General features: G+C 72.1%; 18 protein-coding genes. 10 read left to right on the top strand and 8 right to left on the bottom strand.

Annotated features, from left to right (window positions below; all coding sequences use genetic code 11):
• Positions 1–79 precede the first annotated feature (79 nt).
• Both mca and BIU94_RS00850 read left to right on the top strand, forming a co-directional pair.
• Positions 80–970, top strand: coding sequence for a mycothiol conjugate amidase Mca (mca, locus tag BIU94_RS00855; protein ID WP_139195827.1), 891 nt, complete (start codon positions 80–82; stop codon positions 968–970).
• On the top strand, positions 967–1272 hold the full coding sequence (locus BIU94_RS00850; RefSeq protein ID WP_071253244.1) for a hypothetical protein: 306 nt from the start codon (positions 967–969) through the stop codon (positions 1270–1272). The genes mca and BIU94_RS00850 overlap by 4 nt, the downstream gene beginning before the upstream one ends.
• Before the next feature lie 54 nt (positions 1273–1326).
• Here the strand turns inward: BIU94_RS00850 and BIU94_RS00845 are convergent, their stop codons facing one another.
• Positions 1327–2043 carry a hemolysin III family protein gene (locus BIU94_RS00845; protein WP_071253242.1) on the bottom strand — a complete coding sequence of 239 codons (717 nt, stop codon included), beginning with the start codon at positions 2041–2043 and terminating at the stop codon, positions 1327–1329.
• A 112-nt stretch (positions 2044–2155) separates the two neighbouring features.
• Between BIU94_RS00845 and BIU94_RS00840 the strand changes: the two genes are divergently transcribed.
• The 3 genes from BIU94_RS00840 to BIU94_RS00830 all read left to right on the top strand — a co-directional run bounded on the left by BIU94_RS00840 (position 2156) and on the right by BIU94_RS00830 (position 6041).
• Positions 2156–2941 carry an isoprenyl transferase gene (locus BIU94_RS00840; RefSeq protein WP_175472211.1) on the top strand — a complete coding sequence of 262 codons (786 nt, stop codon included), beginning with the start codon at positions 2156–2158 and terminating at the stop codon, positions 2939–2941.
• 120 nt (positions 2942–3061) lie between these two features.
• On the top strand, positions 3062–4171 hold the full coding sequence (locus BIU94_RS00835) for an aminotransferase class V-fold PLP-dependent enzyme (RefSeq protein ID WP_071253240.1): 1110 nt from the start codon (positions 3062–3064) through the stop codon (positions 4169–4171).
• 508 nt (positions 4172–4679) lie between these two features.
• Positions 4680–6041 carry a PhoH family protein gene (locus BIU94_RS00830; protein ID WP_175472210.1) on the top strand — a complete coding sequence of 454 codons (1362 nt, stop codon included), beginning with the start codon at positions 4680–4682 and terminating at the stop codon, positions 6039–6041.
• A gap of 219 nt (positions 6042–6260) precedes the next feature.
• Here BIU94_RS00830 and BIU94_RS00825 read toward each other — a convergent pair whose 3' ends face one another.
• The 5 genes from BIU94_RS00825 to xseA all read right to left on the bottom strand — a co-directional run bounded on the left by BIU94_RS00825 (position 6261) and on the right by xseA (position 10653).
• Positions 6261–7679 carry an aspartate ammonia-lyase gene (locus BIU94_RS00825; protein ID WP_083404498.1) on the bottom strand — a complete coding sequence of 473 codons (1419 nt, stop codon included), beginning with the start codon at positions 7677–7679 and terminating at the stop codon, positions 6261–6263.
• Between the two features lie 94 nt (positions 7680–7773).
• Positions 7774–8388: a carbonic anhydrase gene (locus BIU94_RS00820; protein ID WP_071253238.1), complete on the bottom strand. Its 615-nt coding sequence runs from the start codon at positions 8386–8388 to the stop codon at positions 7774–7776.
• Between the two features lie 60 nt (positions 8389–8448).
• Positions 8449–9084: a DUF4245 domain-containing protein gene (locus tag BIU94_RS00815; protein WP_071253235.1), complete on the bottom strand. Its 636-nt coding sequence runs from the start codon at positions 9082–9084 to the stop codon at positions 8449–8451.
• Positions 9081–9323 (bottom strand): exodeoxyribonuclease VII small subunit, encoded by a 243-nt coding sequence (locus BIU94_RS00810; protein ID WP_071253232.1) that lies wholly within the window; start codon positions 9321–9323, stop codon positions 9081–9083. Before BIU94_RS00810 ends, BIU94_RS00815 begins: the two co-directional genes overlap by 4 nt.
• A gap of 94 nt (positions 9324–9417) precedes the next feature.
• On the bottom strand, positions 9418–10653 hold the full coding sequence (gene xseA, locus BIU94_RS00805; protein ID WP_071253230.1) for an exodeoxyribonuclease VII large subunit: 1236 nt from the start codon (positions 10651–10653) through the stop codon (positions 9418–9420).
• 131 nt (positions 10654–10784) lie between these two features.
• Here xseA and BIU94_RS00800 point away from each other — a divergent pair, with 131 nt between their 5' ends.
• Positions 10785–11843, top strand: coding sequence for a 4-hydroxy-3-methylbut-2-enyl diphosphate reductase (locus tag BIU94_RS00800; protein ID WP_071253430.1), 1059 nt, complete (start codon positions 10785–10787; stop codon positions 11841–11843).
• Positions 11840–12625: a DUF6264 family protein gene (locus BIU94_RS00795; protein WP_071253229.1), complete on the top strand. Its 786-nt coding sequence runs from the start codon at positions 11840–11842 to the stop codon at positions 12623–12625. Before BIU94_RS00800 ends, BIU94_RS00795 begins: the two co-directional genes overlap by 4 nt.
• A 456-nt stretch (positions 12626–13081) precedes the next feature.
• On the opposite strand, the gene BIU94_RS00790 is transcribed toward BIU94_RS00795, so the two are convergent.
• Both BIU94_RS00790 and fbaA read right to left on the bottom strand, forming a co-directional pair.
• Positions 13082–14341 carry a M18 family aminopeptidase gene (locus tag BIU94_RS00790; RefSeq protein ID WP_071253228.1) on the bottom strand — a complete coding sequence of 420 codons (1260 nt, stop codon included), beginning with the start codon at positions 14339–14341 and terminating at the stop codon, positions 13082–13084.
• 105 nt (positions 14342–14446) lie between these two features.
• Positions 14447–15475, bottom strand: coding sequence for a class II fructose-bisphosphate aldolase (gene fbaA, locus BIU94_RS00785; protein ID WP_071253227.1), 1029 nt, complete (start codon positions 15473–15475; stop codon positions 14447–14449).
• A 159-nt stretch (positions 15476–15634) separates the two neighbouring features.
• Between fbaA and glpX the strand changes: the two genes are divergently transcribed.
• The 3 genes from glpX (at position 15635) to BIU94_RS00770 (ending at position 18381) form a co-directional block, all read left to right on the top strand.
• Complete coding sequence (gene glpX, locus BIU94_RS00780) at positions 15635–16624, top strand: class II fructose-bisphosphatase (protein ID WP_071253226.1); 990 nt, start codon at positions 15635–15637, stop codon at positions 16622–16624.
• A 71-nt stretch (positions 16625–16695) separates the two neighbouring features.
• Entirely contained in the window at positions 16696–17592 is an 897-nt protein-coding gene (locus BIU94_RS00775; RefSeq protein WP_071253224.1) for a hypothetical protein, read from the top strand.
• A gap of 39 nt (positions 17593–17631) precedes the next feature.
• A complete protein-coding gene (locus tag BIU94_RS00770) occupies positions 17632–18381 on the top strand; it encodes a PoNe immunity protein domain-containing protein (RefSeq protein ID WP_071253222.1) in 750 nt (249 codons plus the stop codon).
• Positions 18382–18495 lie beyond the last annotated feature (114 nt).

The raw sequence follows: 18495 nt of genomic DNA, 5'->3' as shown, positions 1-18495 counted from the left end.
TGCCCGCGCGCGGGGTCCCCGCTCCGCGCCCTCGCTGCTCGTCCCCTGCCCAGCCCGCTCAGCCACGTGAGGAAGTCCTGTGCCGTACCGCCTGCTGGCCGTCCACGCCCACCCCGACGACGAGTCGAGCAAGGGTGCGGCGACCGCCGCGAAGTACGTCGCCGACGGCCACCAGGTCCTCGTCGTCTCCTGCACCGGTGGTGAGGCCGGCGACATCCTCAACGACCAGCTCGGCGAACCCGCCACGAGCCGTGCCCACCGCGACATGGCCGGGTTCCGTCGCACCGAGATGGCCGCCGCCCAGGCCGCGCTCGGCATCGACCACCTGTGGCTCGGTTACCACGACTCCGGACTGCCGGACGCCGAGAAGGGCGAGACCGTGCGCCCCGGCACGTTCTCGACGGTCCCGCTCGAGTACTCGACCGAGGCACTCGTCCGTGTGGTCCGGCGGTTCCGCCCGCACGTGCTCGTCACCTACGACGAGAACGGCGGCTACCCGCACCCCGACCACATCCGCACGCACGAGGTCTCGATGGCCGCGTGGAGCGCCGCCGCCGACCCCTCGGCGTACCCGGACGCCGGTGCGCCGTGGTCGATCGCGAAGCTCTACTACGAGCGCACCATGAACCCGCGTCGGTTCCGCACGATCTTCGAGGCGCTGCGCGACCGCGACCCGGACAGCCCCGCCGTCGAGCAGCTGCGCGAGTGGGTCGAGCGGTTCGCGGACCGGCCGGACCTCGCCACCACGCACGTCGACGTGCACGAGCACTTCGACGCCCGCGACGCCGCGCTGCGTGCGCACGCCAGCCAGGTGCCGCCGGACAGCGCCTTCTTCTACTGGCCGAACGACCTGCTCGCGACGGTGTGGCCGACCGAGGACTACCAGCTCGTCGAGTCGCGAGTGCCGACCGACCTCCCGGAGACCGACCTGTTCGCCGGGATCCCTGCCGACAAGGAAACGACCGCGTGAGCACCATCGCGGCGGCACTCGCCGCCACCCCCAGCCCCAGCCCGTCGGTCGTCCCGGACGTCGACGTCACCCCCGGTGTCGTCGGCTTCGTCGCGATCGCCCTCGTCGCGATCGTGACGATCCTGCTCGTCGTCGACATGACGCGGCGCATCCGCCGGACCCGCTACCGCGCCGAGGTGCGCGAGCGGCTCGAGGCGGCGGTCAACGGGTCCGCCGAGGGCGGTGCCGCGACGGACGAGCCGGAGCGCCGGGCCACCGAGGACGGGCGCGCCGACGTCGGGGACGACACCGAGCGCGGCTAGCCGCCACTGCACGACGACCCGGGGCGAGCGCGCGGAGCGCGCCGGGCGAGGTGCTCAGCGCACCGGGTCGAGGGCGACGATGAGGACGCCCGCCCACTGCGCGGCGAAGGCCACCACGGTCAGCGCGTGGAAGACCTCGTGGAAGCCGAACACCGTCGGGGCCGGGTCCGGCCGCTTGAAGCCGTACACGACGGCCCCGATGACGTAGGCGAGCCCGCCCGAGAGCACCAGCACGGTCATCGGCACGCTGGCCGCGAAGAACTGCGGCAGCAGCCCGAGCGCCGCGCACCCGAGCACGAGGTAGATCGGCACGTACAGCCACCGCGGTGCGTCGACCCAGAGCACCCGGAACGCGATGCCGAGCGCTGCGCCGGACCACATCACCCAGAGCACGCCCACCATGAGACCGTGGGGCAGGGCGCAGATCGCGATCGGCGTGTACGTACCCGAGATGAGCAGCAGGATGTTCGTGTGGTCGATGCGCTTGAGCACCCGCTTGACCGTCGGCCCCCACGGGAACCGGTGGTAGGTCGCCGACACCCCGAACATCGCCAGCGACGTCGCCATGAAGACGGCACTGCCGACCTTCGCGGCGGTGCTGTCGGCCAGCACGATGAGCACGATCCCCATCGCGACGGCGAACGGGAACGCGCCGAGGTGGATCCAGCCGCGCCAGGCGGGCCGCGGTTCGTCGGCGACCGGACCGGCCGACGCGGCCTCGTCGGTGAACGGGACGTGGGGGAGTGTCGTCGTGTCGTGCTCGTCCTGCATGGTCCGACCCTAGGGCCAGCGGCCGGACGCCCGCCCCGAGTCGGCGGGGGACCGACGGGACGTCGGCTGGCACTCGGGACGTGCCGTGCGGGGGTGCACTACGCTCGGTGCCGTGACCGGCAGGCTGGGATGGGCAGGACGAGGGATCCTCTACCGCGCCTACCAGAGCCGCATCCGGCGTCGGATCGACGGCTCCGCGAAGCCGAAGCACGTCGCCATGATCGTCGACGGCAACCGTCGCTGGGCGAAGCAGCTCGGGCTCGAGTCCGCCGCGCACGGCCACCGCGCCGGGGCCGCGAAGATCCCGGAGTTCCTGACGTGGTGCGACGACCTCGGCATCGAGGTCGTGACGCTCTACCTGCTCTCCGCCGACAACCTGACCGGCCGCGGCGGCCGCGAGCTCGAGGAGCTCGTCGGCATCATCGCCGACCTCGCCGGGGTGCTCGCCGACAACCGGGACTGGCGTGTGCAGCACGTCGGCTCGAACGAGGGGCTGCCCGCCCCGCTCGTCGCCGCGCTCGAACGGGCCGAGGCCCGCACCACCGGACGCACCGGGCTGCACGTCAACCTGGCGGTCGGGTACGGCGGACGCCGTGAGATCGCCGACGCCATGCGCAGCATCGTGCAGGCCCACGGCGCCGGCGGCGGCACGATCGACACCCTGGCCGAGGTCCTGACGCCGGAGCTCATCGGCGACCACCTGTACACCCAGGGGCAGCCGGACCCCGACCTCGTCATCCGCACCTCCGGCGAGCAGCGGCTGTCCGACTTCATGCTCTGGCAGAGCGCGCACAGCGAGTTCTACTTCGTCGAGGCGCTCTACCCTGACCTGCGCGAGGTCGACTTCCTGCGCGCCGTGCGCGACTTCGGGCTGCGGTCGCGGCGCTTCGGCGGCTGAGCGCGGCCGGATCCCCACCGCCGCGTCGCCGACGGGCAGGCCACTCGGCGCACCCCGGTTCGTCGGTCGGAACCGGCTCCCAGTAAGCTCACCGGGTTGTCCTGCGAAAGGTGCGCCCCTGTGAACATCGACGAGTACGCCGCCGGTTTCTCCGAGGACCCCGGCTACCTCGACCACGCCGCGTTCGGCCCCGTGCAGACCGCCGTGCTCGAGGAACAGCGCGTCCTCGGCACCATCCAGGCCCACATGCGCTTCGGTGCGATGGAGACCCTCGACGAGCAGGACGCCCGCGTCCGCACGGTCGCCGCCCGGCTCGTCGGCCGCCGCGAGGACCAGGTCGTCTCGCAGACCGCGACCACGCCCGGCCTGCTGCACGCCGCCTTCGGCATGACCGGCGGTGTGCTCGTGTCCGCCGACGAGTACCCGTCGCTGCCCCTCGCGCTGGCCAGCGCCGCGTCGGCGACGGGCGGCCGGGTGCAGCCCGTCGTCATCGAGTCCGGTGCCGGCTGGATGACCCCGTCGCTCATCCGCGAGCGCCTGACCGACGACGTCACCGCAGTCGCGGTGTCCCTGGTCGACTGGCGCACCGGCTACCTGGCGGACCTCGCCGGCATCCGCGACGTCATCGGCGACCGTCTGCTCGTCCTCGACGCCATCCAGGGCTTCGGCGTGGTCGACGCCCCGTACGAACTCGCCGACGTCGTCGCGACCGGTGGCCAGAAGTGGCTGCACGCCGGTTGGGGCACCGGCTTCGCGGCGTTCAGCGACCGCGCCCTGAACCGGCTGCGTCCCGCGCTCTCCGGCCCGCACGGCACGACCGGGTGGCCGCTCGAGGTGCCGTCGGTCCGCCCGGGGGCCGCCGGCTACCAGATGACCCGCACGGACCCCGTCGCCCAGGCGCGGCTCGCGGTGTCGCTCGACCGCCTGACCGAGGTCGGCACCGCGACCGTGCAGCAGCGGGTCGCCGAGCGCGTCGAGCGGGTGTTCGACATCGCGGACGAGTTCGGCCTCGAGGTCGAGTCGAGCCGCGACCCCGCCGAGCGTGCCGGCATCGTCGTGCTCCGCCCGCCGCAGGGTGGGTTGACCGCGCTGTCGGCGGCGCTGCACAACCACGGCGTCACCGCGACGACGCGGCTCGGGGTCGCGCGCGTGTCGGTCTTCGCCTCGACCACCGACGAGACGCTCGACATGTTCCGGGACGCCTGCGTCTCGTACGCGACGCTGCGGTAGCAGCGTCGCGTCCCGCCCGTCCGGGGCAGGCGAGCGGTCACGACACCCCGCTCACGTCCGCCGGGTGGTCACCACCTGTCGGCCGGCACCGTCCCACCCGACAGTTCGTGACCGGTCCGGGCACCCCGCGCGACGAGTCGCGACCAACGGACGGACTGGAGGCGCGGTGCCAGGCCGCCACGGGCCTCCCGTCCGCAGCAGGCGAGCGGTCACCACACGCCGCTCACGTCCGCCGGGTGGTCATCACTCGTCGGCCGGAGCGGCCGCAGCCGACAGTTCGTGACCAGTCGGCCGATCAGCCCGACCGCGTCGCGCGCCACGCGCCGCGTTGTTCACGTGGGCGTCACTGCGCGGACCGCGTGTCGCTGGCGCACTGTCGGGGGCCGGACGTAGCTTGTCCCCATCGGGCACCGCGCCCGATCGAAGCGGCCACAGTCGGTGCTTCGCAGACCCGCTCCACGGCCGCGTTCGAGGACATGGACCGGGCCGAACGCGGCCCGGGGATGGAGTGGTCGTGACCTCTCAGAACGTCTCACGCGGTACCTCCCAGCAGCGCACCGCGGACTCGTCCGCACCGGTCGCCCAGCGCACGTACGTGCTCGACACCTCGGTGCTCCTCAGCGATCCGCGGGCGTTGTTCCGCTTCGCCGAGCACGCCGTCGTGCTGCCCGTCGTGGTCGTCAGTGAACTCGAGGCGAAGCGCGCCGACCCCGAGATCGGGTACTTCGCGCGGCAGGCCCTCCGGCTCCTCGACGAGCTGCGCATCGAGCACGAACGACTCGACTTCCCGATCGCGATCGGTGACGGCGGCTCCTTCCGCGTCGAGCTGAACCACTCCAACCAGTCCGTGCTGCCGTCGGGTCTGCAGCTCGGGGACAACGACTCCCGGATCCTCGCCGTCGCGTCGAACCTCAAGAACGACGGCCTCGACGTCGTCGTCGTGTCGAAGGACCTGCCGCTCCGGGTCAAGGCCTCGTCGATCGGCATGGCGGCCGAGGAGTACCGCGCCGAACTCGCGGTCGACTCCGGCTACACCGGCATCACCGACCTGCAGGTGTCCGGCGACCAGATGGCGGACCTCTACGACAAGGAGGAGATCCGCTCCGCCGACCTGGCGGACGTCCCCGTGAACACCGGCGTCGTCATCCACTCGGAGCGGGGCTCGGCACTCGGCCGCGTGCACACCGCGGGCGCCGTCGCGCTCGTGCGCGGGGACCGCGAGGTCTTCGGCCTCCGCGGCCGGTCGGCGGAGCAGCGGCTCGCGATCGACGCGCTGCTCGACCCCGAGATCGGCATCGTCTCGCTCGGCGGCAGCGCCGGCACGGGCAAGTCGGCGCTCGCCCTGTGCGCCGGGCTCGAGGCGGTGCTCGAACGCCAGCAGCACAAGAAGATCATGGTCTTCCGCCCGCTCTACGCCGTGGGCGGCCAGGAGCTCGGGTTCCTGCCGGGCGACGCCTCGGAGAAGATGAACCCGTGGGCGCAGGCGGTCTACGACACCCTCGGCGCCCTGGTGTCGGACAACGTCCTCGACGAGGTCGTCGAGCGGGGCATGCTCGAGGTGCTCCCGCTCACGCACATCCGCGGACGGTCCCTGCACGACGCGTTCGTCATCGTGGACGAGGCCCAGTCCCTCGAGCGCAACGTGCTGCTCACGATGCTGTCCCGCATCGGACAGAACTCGCGGGTGGTGCTCACCCACGACGTCGCACAGCGGGACAACCTGCGGGTCGGCCGGCACGACGGCATCGCCTCGGTCATCGAGCGGCTGAAGGGGCATCCCCTGTTCGCCCACGTCACGCTGACCCGGTCCGAGCGCTCGGCCATCGCCGCGCTCGTGACCGACCTGCTCGACTCGCCCGACCTCGTGTAGGGGCCCGGCCCGGGCTCCGGCTCCGGCCGGCCTCGGCTCCGGCCGGCTTCGGAACCAGGTTCCGGACACAGCACCGCGGACGTCCGCGGTGCTGTGTCCGTTCCGTGGTTCCGCAGCGGGTGCGCCGTGGTTCGGCCGCGGTCTGCCGCGGTCGCGACGGACGGGAGGCGCGGTGCCAGCTGGCACCGCGCCTCCCGTCCGTCGTGACGTCTCGCTGCGTCAGCTCGGGTGGGTCATGCTCAGGACGTCGAGGGCTTCGTCGAGCTGCGCCTCGGTGACCTCGCCGCGCTCGACGTGCCCGAGGGCGACGACGGCCTCGCGCACGGTGATGCCCTCGGCGACCGCGTACTTCGCGACCTTGGCGGCGGCCTCGTAACCGATCACGCGGTTGAGCGGGGTCACGATCGACGGCGAGGACTCGGCGAAGGCCCGCGCCCGCTCGAGGTTCGCCTGGAGCCCGTCGATGGTCTTGTCGGCGAGCACCCGCGAGCTGTTCGCGAGCAGGCGGATCGACTCGAGCAGCGCCGTGCCCATGACCGGGATCGCGACGTTGAGCTCGAAGGCACCAGACGCGCCGGCCCAGGCGATCGTGGCGTCGTTGCCGATGACCCGCGCGCCGACCATCAGGGTGGCCTCGGGGATCACCGGGTTCACCTTGCCGGGCATGATCGACGAACCCGGCTGCAGGTCGGGGATGTGCAGCTCGCCGAGGCCCGTGTTCGGCCCGGAGCCCATCCACCGCAGGTCGTTGTTGATCTTCGTCAGGCTGACCGCGAGCACCTTGAGCGCACCCGACGCCTCGACCAGGGCGTCGCGTGCTCCTTGCGCCTCGAAGTGGTCGACCGCCTCGGTGATCGGCAGGTCGGTGTCGCTCGCGAGCTGGGCGATCACCCGCTGCGGGAACCCCGTCGGGGTGTTGATGCCGGTGCCGACCGCGGTGCCGCCGAGCGGGACCTCGGCGACGCGGGGGAGCGTCGCCTGCACGCGCTCGATGCCGAGGCGGATCTGGCGCGCGTAGCCGCCGAACTCCTGGCCGAGGGTGACCGGGGTCGCGTCCATCAGGTGCGTGCGGCCGGACTTCACCGCGTCGGCCCACAGGGTGGCCTTCGCCTCGAGCGACTCGGCGAGGTGCTCGAGCGCGGGCACGAGGGTGCGGAGCAGCGCCTCGGTCACGGCGACGTGGACCGAGGTCGGGAAGACGTCGTTCGAGGACTGCGACGCGTTGACGTGGTCGTTCGGGTGCACCGCCGAGCCGGCGATGTCCGACGCCAGCGTCGCCAGGACCTCGTTCATGTTCATGTTCGACGAGGTACCGCTGCCGGTCTGGTAGACGTCGACGGGGAACTGGTCGTGGTGCTGCCCGCCGATGATCAGGTCGGACGCACCGGCGATGGCATCGGCGACGGCCGGCTCGACGATGCCGAGTTCGCCGTTCACGATCGCCGCGGCGCGCTTGATGCGGGCGAGCGCCACGATCTGCGCCGACTCGAGCCCGGTGCCCGAGATCGGGAAGTTCTCGACGGCGCGCTGCGTCTGGGCCCGGTAGAGCGCCGACCTCGGCACCCGGACCTCGCCCATGGTGTCGTGCTCGATGCGGAACTCGGTCTCGGCGGTGTCGGTCGCAGTGGTGTCGGTCACGTCGTCGTGGTCCTTCCTGGGTGCTCGCCGGTCGCGGTCGCGCCGGCCCGTGCGGGTGCCCCGGGGTCGCCGGGGCGGGCGTCATCGGGGTCGGTCAGGCCTGTCCGACGACGGTGTCGATGGTGACCTCTCCGGTGGCGAGGTCGTAGGTCGCCCCGACGACGGCCAATCTACCCTCGGCCACCGCGTCGGAGACGGCGCCGGAGCGCTCGATCACCTGGGCGAGCGTGGCCTCGAGGTGTGCGGCGCCGACTGCCTCTTGTGGCAGTTCGGCGTCGGTCCGGCGGACCTTCTCGACACTCGGGGCGATGGCGTCGACGAGGGCCTGCAGGTGCGGGGCCGGCACCGGCTCGCCGGAGCGGGCGGCCGCCACGGCGCCGCAGCGGGTGTGCCGCAGGACGACGACGAGCGGGGTGCCGAGGGCGACGACGGCGAACTCGATGGACCCGAGCACGACGTCGTCGACGATCTGGCCGGCGTTGCGGATGGCGAACAGGTCGCCGATGCCGGCGTCGAAGACGTGCTCGAACGGCACGCGCGAGTCGGAGCATCCGAGGACGGTGGCGAACGGCGCCTGCGAGCCCTCGAGCTCGGTGCGGCGGTCCGGGTCGACGCGGCCCATGCGGCGCTTGTCGGCGGCGAAGCGGGCGTTGCCCTCGACGAGCAGTCGGAGGGCCTCGGACGGGGTGGCGGCGGCGCGGTCGGGCATGGGTTCCTCGGGTGGGGTCGGGTCGTTTCGGGTCGGTCTGGTTCGGGGTGCGGCCGGCCGCTACCGGTCGAGCTGCTCGGCGACGGCGGTGGCGACCGTGCGGAACGACCGGTCGTCGGCGGTGCCGGAGAGCACGATCGTGTTCGTGCCCATCGTCGTGACGAGCGCGTAGGACAGGTTGCCGGCGTCACGCCCCTCGGAGCGGCGGTCGTACACGGTCCACTTCGTGTCGTCGATCGTGCGGGAGCCGGTCGAGGCGCGCTGGTCGAGCTGGTTCGACACCCAGGTGCCGTTCGCCGAGATGCCCTGCTGCACGCGGATGAACTGCTTGTCCGGGGTCAGCAGGCCCAGCGTCCAGACGTCGACGCCGTCCGAGGTCTTGTCGGAGAAGTCCGCCCGGTTCGCGGTGTACCCGTCCGGCAGGGTCGGCGCCGCCAGCGTCACGCCGTCGACGTGTGCCTTCGCCGCGATCTGCTGGTAGTCGACGGAGCGGTCGACGGTGGTGTCCGGACGGACGACCACGGCGACGAGGAAGAGCACGATGCCGAGCGAGGCGATGAGCGCGATGACGAGGTTGAACGCCGTCTGGTGCTGCCGACGGGCGGTGCGTGCGGCGTCCTTGCGCGCCCAGGTCTCCTCCGCCGTCTCGGCACGACCGAGCTCGGCGACGATCGGGCGGCCGTCTGCGTCGGTCATCGGGCGGAGCCGTCCTCGGTGGTCGTCGCGCGGGCGGCGTCGAGGCGGGCGCGCGCGCCGACCAACCACTCCTCGCACCGGCCGGCCAGGAGCTCGCCGCGCTCCCAGAGCGCCAGCGAACGCTCGAGCGTGGCGGACCCCTGTTCGAGTTCGCTCACGACGCGGACGAGTTCGTCGCGGGCCGCTTCGTAGCTCAGCGACTGGACGTCGGTCTGCTCGGGTTCCTGCTGGGATGGCACGACTCGATCCTACCGAGCGCCCACCGACGCGCGGTCGCCCCGGCAGGACCTGTGGAGAACGGGTGCGCCGCGGTCTCGGCCCCGCGTTCCGGGCTCAGGCGCCGTCGGGCCCGGTGCCGTCCTGCTCGAGCGTGCCGGTCGCGGTTCCCACGCCGAGCGTCACCCGCACCGGCGTCGGGCCGGTCAGGTCGTCGGCGGCCCGCACCACGCCCCCGTCGGCGCGCTGCACGATCGCGTAGCCGCGACGCAGGGTGTCCCGGGGTGACAGCGCCCGGAGCCGGGCGGTCAGGTGTCCGACCTCGGCGTGCCCGCGCTCGAGGCGACGGTCGAGCAGCTCGCGCGCCCGGGACAGGTCGCGCGCGACCTCCTCCGCACGGGTGTCGACGAGCCACGCGGTCGAGGCCAGCGCCGGACGGGACCGCAGCGCGGCGATCCGGTCGGCCTCGACCGACAGCGTGTGGGACAGCCGGAGGCCGAGCCGGGCGCGGGCCTGCCGCACGTTCGCGAGCTCCTCGGCGACGTCGGGCACCACGCGCTTCGCGGCGTCGGTGGGCGTCGACGCCCGCAGGTCGGCGACCTCGTCGAGGATGGGGCGGTCGGCCTCGTGCCCGATCGCGGAGACGATCGGGGTCGCGGCGGCCGCAGCGGCCCGGACGAGCCCTTCGTCGCTGAAGCCGAGCAGGTTCTGGAAGTCGCCGCCGCCCCGGGCGATGACGATCACGTCGACGGACGGGTCGGCGTCGAGCTCGAGGATGGCGGCGGTGACCTCGGCCACCGTGCGCTCGCCCTGCACCGCGGTGTGCACGGTGCGGAACTCGACCTGCGGCCACCGGAGCTGCGCGTTGCGCTTGACGTCCTTCTCGGCGTCGGAGTCCTTGCCGGTGATGAGTCCGATGCGGTGCGGCAGGAACGGCAGGCGCTTCTTGCGTGCCGGGTCGAACAGTCCCTCGTCGGCCAGGGTGCGCCGGAGCCGCTCCAGCCGTTCGAGCAGGTCGCCGAGGCCGACGTGCTTCATCTCGACGACCTGCATGGTCAGCGAGCCGCCCTTGACCCAGTAGTTCGGCTTGACGGCCGCGACGACCCGGTCGCCCTGCTTGATGTCCGACGGCACCCGGGAGCGCACGCTCGACCAGATCGAGAAGGACACCGTCGCGTCGACCTCGACGTCCTTGAGCTTGCCGTAGACGTTGCCGCCGGCGACGTTCCACTGGGTGATCTCGCCCTCGACCCAGGCGGTGCCGAGGCGGTCGATCCAGTCGCGGATCTTCGCGCCGAGCAGCGCGACGGGCCACGGGTTGTCGGCCGTCGGCGGGCCCTGTTCGATCGCCATGTCGCTCCTTGTCGTGCGGTGGGTCCATCGTGCCCGAGCCCGGTGACAGCGGCCGTCGGACGCGTCGTCCACAGGCGTGCCGCGCGCCCAGGTCGCGCGCGTCGCGCTCACCTATCATCGGGGACGTGACGATCACCAACGGCCACTCGGTCCCGCTCGCCCCGCCGCGCGTCCTCGCGGCCCGCGGGCGGCTGCGCGACGAGCCGGTCGCCGGCACCAAGAAGGTGCTGCTCGCGGCACCTCGCGGCTACTGCGCCGGTGTCGACCGCGCGGTGGTCGCGGTCGAGCAGGCCCTCGAGCAGTACGGCGAGCCGGTCTACGTCCGCAAGCAGATCGTCCACAACGTCCACGTCGTCTCCACCCTCGAGCAGCGCGGTGCGGTCTTCGTCGACGACGTCGCCGAGGTCCCGCGCGGCTCGCACGTCGTCTTCAGCGCGCACGGCGTCTCGCCGGCCGTCGTCGCCGGCGCCGCCGACCGCGACCTGCACGCCATCGACGCCACCTGCCCGCTCGTCACGAAGGTCCACCGCGAGGCCACGCGCTTCGCCCGCGCCGAGCGCACCATCATCCTCATCGGGCACGCCGGCCACGAAGAGGTCGAGGGCACGATGGGCCACGCCCCCGAGCGCACGATCCTGGTCAACGGCCCCGAGGACGTCGCCGCGCTCGAGGTCCCGGACCCCGACAACCTCGTCTGGCTCTCGCAGACGACCCTGAGCGTCGACGAGACGATGGAGACCGTCCGGCTGCTGCGCGAGAAGTTCCCCGCGATCGAGAACCCGCCGTCGGACGACATCTGCTACGCCACCCAGAACCGCCAGGTCGCGATCAAGAAGGTCGCGCCCGCCGCCGACCTGGTGATCGTCGTCGGTTCGGCGAACTCGTCGAACAGCGTCCGCCTGGTCGAGGTCGCGCTCGAGCACGGTGCACGATCCGCCCACCGGGTCGACTACGCCGCGGAGATCCAGCAGGAGTGGCTCGACGGCGTGCAGACCGTGGGCGTCACGAGCGGCGCCTCCGTGCCCGAGGAACTCGTGGCCGAGGTCCTCGAACAGCTCGCCGACGCCGGGTACGGCTCTGTGGAAGAGGTCGTCACCGCCCACGAGGACCTGATGTTCTCGCTCCCCAAGGAGCTCCGCACCGACGCGTCCGGCAAGGCGACGCGTGCGCTCGGCGGGCGTCGGTCGTGAGCGGGACGGACGGCTGGTCCTCGGTGCCGCGACGCGAGTCCGGTCCGGTCGACGACCCCTCCGGCCAGGAGGCCCGGGGTGCGTCCCCGACGTCGGCCGCCGGTCGCGCGGACGGTGACACCTCCACCCGCCGCGACGGCCGGGTGCACGGTCGGCCCGCGCCGCACTACGGCGAGTACGCACCGGAGGGCTGGGTGAACCCGGTGCTCGTCGAACAGGAACGCCAGGAGCGCGAAGAGCGCTCCCGTGCACTCCGCGAGCAGGCCGCGGCCGAGGCCGTCCGCGGCGGTCACACGATCCGGGGTGCCGGCAGCCGCACCCCGTCCGACGTCGGACCCGCGGGGCGGCACGACCAGGGTGCGGAGCCGTCGACCGGGGGCGCACCGCGCACCGCGCCGGCGAGCCGGTTCGGCAAGACCCCAGGCGACTTCATCGCCACCGTCGCGCTGCTCGCGTTCGGGCTGGTCTCGGTGCTGCAGTCCCTCGCCGTGCGCGACGTCGCGGCCACCGTGCGACGGACCCTCGAGACGCAGTACACCGCGCTCACCGACCCGAGCGGCCTCGGCGTCGCGGCGGTCGTCGGGGCGTTGACGAACCTGGTGGTCTTCGTGCTCGTGGCGTGGTGGTCCGTCCGCCGGCTCCGCGCCCGCCGCCGGACGTTCTGGGTGCCGCTGCTCGGCGCCGTGGTGGCCACGCTCGTCAGCACGATCGCGTTCGTCGTCGTCGTGTTCCAGGACCCGCACTTCGTCGAGTTCATGCTGCGCCAGGCCGGCGGCGCCTGAGTCCGGTCCGCGCTGCCCCACGAGCGGCCAGGGGTCCCGGGGTCCCGGCGGGCGCTCGGCGACATGATCGACGTCGCGCGACGGCGACGTTGTCGTCGCTCTCGTCGCTTTCGTCGTACGGCGGCGGTGGCGGCCTGGTGCGGGCGGTGACCGGTCTCCTGCCGCTGGCCAGCGGATCCCCGTCGGCGCTGCTGTGCGACATGATCGACGTCGTGCGACGGCGACGTTGTCGTCCTACGGCGGCGGTGACCCGGTCGGCTCGGCACCGGTCTCGTGCCGCTGGCCAGCGGATCCCCGTCGGCGTTGCTGTGCGACATGATCGACGTCGTGCGACGTCGACGTTGTCGTCCTCCGTCGACGCCGGCCCGACCCCGGCCGGCCAGCACCGGGCTCGAACCCCGGCCCGCATCCGGCCCAGACTCGGCCGGTGGTCGCGAGCCCCGCGGCTCAGCCGGCTCAGCCGGCCAGGAACGCCGCGACCGCGTCGTGCAGCGATGCCAGGTCCTCGACGTGCACGAGCTCGCGGATCGAGTGCATCGACAGCAGGCCGACGCCGATGTCGATCGTCGGGATCCCGAGCCGGGTCGCCGCGATCGGGCCGATGGTCGAGCCGCCGGGGATCGTGTTCACGTTGACGAACGGCTGCCACGGCACGCCGGCGGTCTCGCAGGCGGCGGCCCAGACGGCCTCGCCCTTCGCCTCGGTCATGTAGCGCTGGTTCGCGCTGATCTTCAGCAGCGGTCCGGCCCCGGGGCGCGGACGGTTGGTCGGGTCGTGCTTCTCCGGCTGGTTCGGGTGCACCAGGTGACCGGCGTCGCTCGACAGCAGCCACGAGGCGCGGAACGCCCGGGCCGCCTCGGAGCGGGTGGCGCCGAGGCCCTCCTGCACACGGCCGAGGACGTCCTCGAGGAAGGGGCCGCCGGCACCGGACGGGGTCGAGGAGCCGATCTCCTCGTGGTCGAACGCCGCGAACACCGGGATGTGGTCGCCGTCGGCCGGGGCGTCGACGATGCCCCGGAGCCCGGCGTGCACGCTCGTCAGGTTGTCCATCCGGCCGGACGCCAGGAACTCCCGGTCGATGCCGATGCGCGACGGTGCCTGGGTGTCGGCGAGGAACAGGTCCCACGACACGGCGCCCTCGCCGAGCCGGGCGAGCAGCCACTCCATGACAGAGGTCCCACCGGCGTCGCCGTCAACCCCGACAACGGGCAGGGTGTGCCGCTGGCGGTCGATCTCCTTGCCGTCGTTCACCCCGCGGTCCAGGTGGATGGCGAGGTTCGGGATGCGGGCGACGGCGTCGGTGGCGACGAGTCGGACGGAGCCGTCGGCGTCGACGACCCGGCCGGCGATCCGCAGGTCGCGGTCGAACCAGGTGGACAGGAGTGCGCCGCCGTAGACCTCGACGTTGAGCTGTTCCCAGCCGCCGGTGCGCACGCCGGGGTTCGGCTTCACGCGGAAGCCGGGGGAGTCGGTGTGGGCGCCGAGGATGCGGAACGGCGTCGTCGGACCGGCACCGCCCGGCAGTCGCCACGCGATGACCGCCCCGTCGCGGACGACGACGTACGCGCCGGCCTCGGACGGCCAGGCGTCGAGCTCGGACAGCTCGGTGAACCCGGCGGCGACGAGTCGGTCACGAGCCGCCGCTGCCGCGTGGAACGCGGTGGGGGAGTCGGTGACGAACTGGGCGAACTCGGAGGCGATGGCGTCGACGGTCACCCTTCCATCGTGGCACGCGGCGGAGGCGACCCGACGCAGAACGGGGCGCGTCCGTCGGACGCGCCCCGTTCCTCCCGGCTGGCGAACCCGACCGGACTGACCTGCTCAGCCCTGGGTGTGACCGGCGGAGCCGAGTACCTTCGCGGCCTCGCCCACGCGAGCCGCCATGGCGGTCTCGGCGATCTTGCCCCAGGCGCGGGGGTCGTACTGCTTCTTGTTGCCGACCTCGCCGTCGATCTTCAGGACGCCCTCGTAGTTCCGGAACATCGAGTCGGCGATCGAGCGCGTGAACGCGTACTGCGTGTCCGTGTCGATGTTCATCTTGATGACGCCGTTGCGGACGGCCTCGTGGATCTCGTCGTCGGTCGAACCGGAGCCGCCGTGGAAGACGAGGTCGAGGGGGTTCTCGCCGGTGCCGTGCTTCGCCGCGACCGACGCCTGGATCTCGCCGAGGAGCTCGGGGCGGAGCTTGACGTTGCCCGGCTTGTAGACGCCGTGCACGTTGCCGAAGGTGAGCGCCGCGATCCAGCGGCCCTTGTCACCGAGGCCGAGTGCGTCGACGACCTTCTCGACGTCGTTCGGGGTCGTGTACAGGGCGTCGTTCGTGCCCTCGTGCTCGACGCCGTCCTCTTCGCCGCCGACGACGCCGATCTCGACCTCGAGGATCGCGTTGATGTTCCGCGTCTTCTCGATCATCGTCTTCGCGATCTCGATGTTCTCGTCGAGCGGCACAGCCGAACCGTCCCACATGTGCGACTGGAAGATCGGGTTGCGGCCCTGACGGACCTCTTCCTCGCTCGCGGCGATGAGCGGCAGGACGAAGCCGTCGAGGGCGTCCTTCGGGCAGTGGTCGGTGTGCAGGGCGACCGTGATGTCGTAGTTCTTCGCGACCTCGTGCGCGAACTTCGCCATCGCGAGGGCACCGGCGGCACGGTTCTTGATCGTCTGCCCGGCGAAGTAGTCGGCACCACCCGTCGTGACCTGGAGGATGCCGTCCGAACCGGCCTCCTGCAGCCCCTGCAGGACCGCGTTGATGGTCTGGGACGAGGACACGTTGACCGCGGGGTACGCGAACTTGCCCGCCTTCGCGCGTTCGATCATCTCGGCGTACTGTTCCGGCGTTGCGATGGGCACGTGGATCTCCTTCGACTTCGGTGGTGTCCCCGCCGATCGTAGTCAGAAGCTCTGGAGGCGCGGTGCGGGCTGGGCGGTTCGCTCACTCCCGGTGTGCACGTGCGTTCACGGCCCCCGCGTCCGGACCGCGGATCGACCGCCGGCCGGTACGCTCGGGTCGTGACTCCTACGACGGAAACCGGCTCCCTGTTCCTCCAGCCCGACCGCAACCTGGCGCTCGAGCTCGTGCGTGCGACGGAGGCCGCCGCGATCCGTGCGCAGCCGTGGGTCGGCCGTGGTGAGAAGAACCTCGCCGACGGTGCCGCGGTCGACGCGATGCGCAAGTTCCTCGGCACGGTGAACTTCGACGGCGTCGTCGTCATCGGTGAGGGCGAGAAGGACAACGCCCCGATGCTCTACAACGGCGAGCACGTCGGCAACGGTCACGGCCCGGCCTGCGACATCGCGGTCGACCCGATCGACGGCACCTCGCTCACCGCCGCCGGCCGGCAGAACGCCATCTCCGTCATGGCCGTCTCGGACCGCGGCTCGATGTACGACCCCTCCGCCGTCTTCTACATGGACAAGATCGCCGCCGGCCCCGAGGGTCGCGGCGTCCTGGACCTCGAGAAGCCGATCGGCGACAACATCCGCGCGCTGGCGAAGGCCAAGGGCAAGGACCTCGAGGACATGGTCGTCGCCGTGCTCGACCGTCCGCGCCACGACGAACTGATCCGCGCCATCCGTGCGACCGGTGCCGGCACGCGACTCCTGCTCGACGGTGACGTCGCCGGTGGCATCGCGGCGGCCCTGCCCGGCTCGAACATCGACATGTGCGTCGGTGTCGGCGGTACCCCCGAGGGCATCATCACCGCGTGCGCGATCAAAGCGCTCGGCGGCGTGATCCTCGGCAAGCTCCAGCCGAAGGACGACGAGGAGCGCGAGCGCGCGATCGCCGCCGGCCACGACCTGGACAAGGTCCTCGACCAGGACGACCTGGTCACCGGCGACAACACGTTCTTCGTCGCCACCGGCGTCACCGACGGCGTGCTCGTCGACGGCGTCCGCCGGTCGCGCGGCGTCATCCACACGGACTCGCTCGTGCTCCGTTCCCGCTCGAACACGATCCGCCGGATCCAGGCGGACCACCGTGCGGAGAAGTGGTTCTGAGCAGGACCCCTGTCCGTCTCCTCGGGGCGTCGCCGGTCGTCCGGCGGCGCCCCGTTGCGTAGGGTCGGAGCATGACTGTCACCACGGCACGGATCGTCGGACTCGACACCGCGGGCATCCGCACGCTGCACGCGCAGGCGGACGGCACAGCCGACCGGCTGCCACACGTCGTGCCGGTGGCGCCCGACCTCGGCGTGATCCTGGCGGACGAGACCGGCGCGATCCTGACCGCACCGGCCCTGCGTGAGATGGGCTGGGCCGACGACGACGTGCTGCAGGCTGCCGCTGCGGCTGCACAAGCGCAGGCCGGCGGTGACGTGGCGGTGATCCAGCCCGGCACGATCGTCATCCAGGACCCCGACCTCGCCGTGCTGCTCGTCCTCGCGCCGCAGACGCTCGGGGGCATCGAGTTCCGGGGTGCCCCGGTCGTCTTCCCGGTGGCACCGACGACCTTCATCGTCACGGGCGACGAGGACCAGGACGGCCTCGCGACTGCGGTCGGGGTCGCCCAGCAGATCCTCGGCGACGACGAGGGCGAGGTCCTCAGCGGCCCGCCGATGGTCCTTCGCGCAGACGGTTGGCGCCCGTACGAGGACGCCGCGCTCGACGGGGAGCTCCGCACCGTCCGGGCGCTGTGGACGGCGACAGCCGCCAACCTGCAGCAGGAGGCGCTGCAGGCCTCGTTCGACCGTCGGGGTGAGGACGTCCACGTCGGGATGGTCTCGGTCGCGCGGCTCGCCGTGGACGACCCGGCCTTCTCGTACTCGTCGTGGACCGAGGACGTCGACACCGTCGTCGCCGCGGTCGACACCGTGGTGCTCGTCACCCTCGACGGACAGACGCAGCCCGTGCCGTTCGGTCGGCTGCGGGAGCTGGCATCCGAGCTGATCGAGCAACTCGAGGTGCGCCCGACGCGCTACCGGCTCCGCGGGTTCCCGGACCTCGAGGCGGTCCGCGGCGCGCTCTGAGCGCAGCCGCTCGTTGGGCCTTCCCCTACGTTGAGCCGCATGCAGCCGCGTGACCGTCGGGTGAGTGCCGCGTACTGGGACGACGCGCTGCGGATCCTGTCGCGCAACGTCGAGCAGTTCCGTCCGTTCAGTCATGCGTTCCGCTCCGATGACGTGCGGGCCGGGATCATGCGGACGACCACCAACTTCAACAGCGCGCTTTCACTGTCGGGGGCGCGGTACTCGGCGGGTGTGCCGGTTGCTGCGCTGGCGGTGGATGTCGAGTCGGTGGTGACGGTGTGGGAGACCTGGAACCGGTACGCGGCGGTACCAGATGCGGGGTTCCCGTTGGATCCCTTGGAGTTCGACAACAAGTCGACCTACTACAACGCGTTGTGGTTGGCGTCGGTGGCCCGGTGCGTGGGGGTCGAGTCGGTTCTGATGGATCGGCTGGTCGAGGTGGTCGCTGCTGCTGGTGGAGCGGATCCGGTGCTGGGGGTGTTGTTGGGGATCGAGCCTGTGCGGGATTCGGTGTGGCACAAGCGGCCCTTCCAGAACCTGTTGACGGCTGCGGTGGGGGAGCCCGCTCGTGCGGAGGCGGCGTTGCTGCGGTACGTGCAGTCGTGGGAGAAGAACATCTCGTTCATCTGGTGGGCGCCCGCACTGCAGGCGGTGCAGGGTGACCGGTTCGCGAAGTACTTCGGGTACTGGGCGTGGGAGGCTGCCGGGCTCGTCGTGGCGCGGGGGCTGGATGACACGGCGTTGCGGTCGTCGCCGTACTACCCAGTCGACCTCTGCGTTGTCCCCTGATATGGTCACACCCGCGCACCTGTGGAGAACGAGGTGCTCGGGCCGACCTGGGGAGGAATGATGGCGCGACCGTCGGGGTGGGACGTCGTCGATCAGGGGGACGATCCGGTCAAG

This window comes from Curtobacterium sp. MMLR14_006 (genome assembly GCF_001864985.1).
GTDB lineage: Bacteria > Actinomycetota > Actinomycetes > Actinomycetales > Microbacteriaceae > Curtobacterium.
The sequence above is the reverse complement of the archived record's forward strand: the minus strand, read 5'-3'. Positions and strand labels throughout refer to the sequence as shown.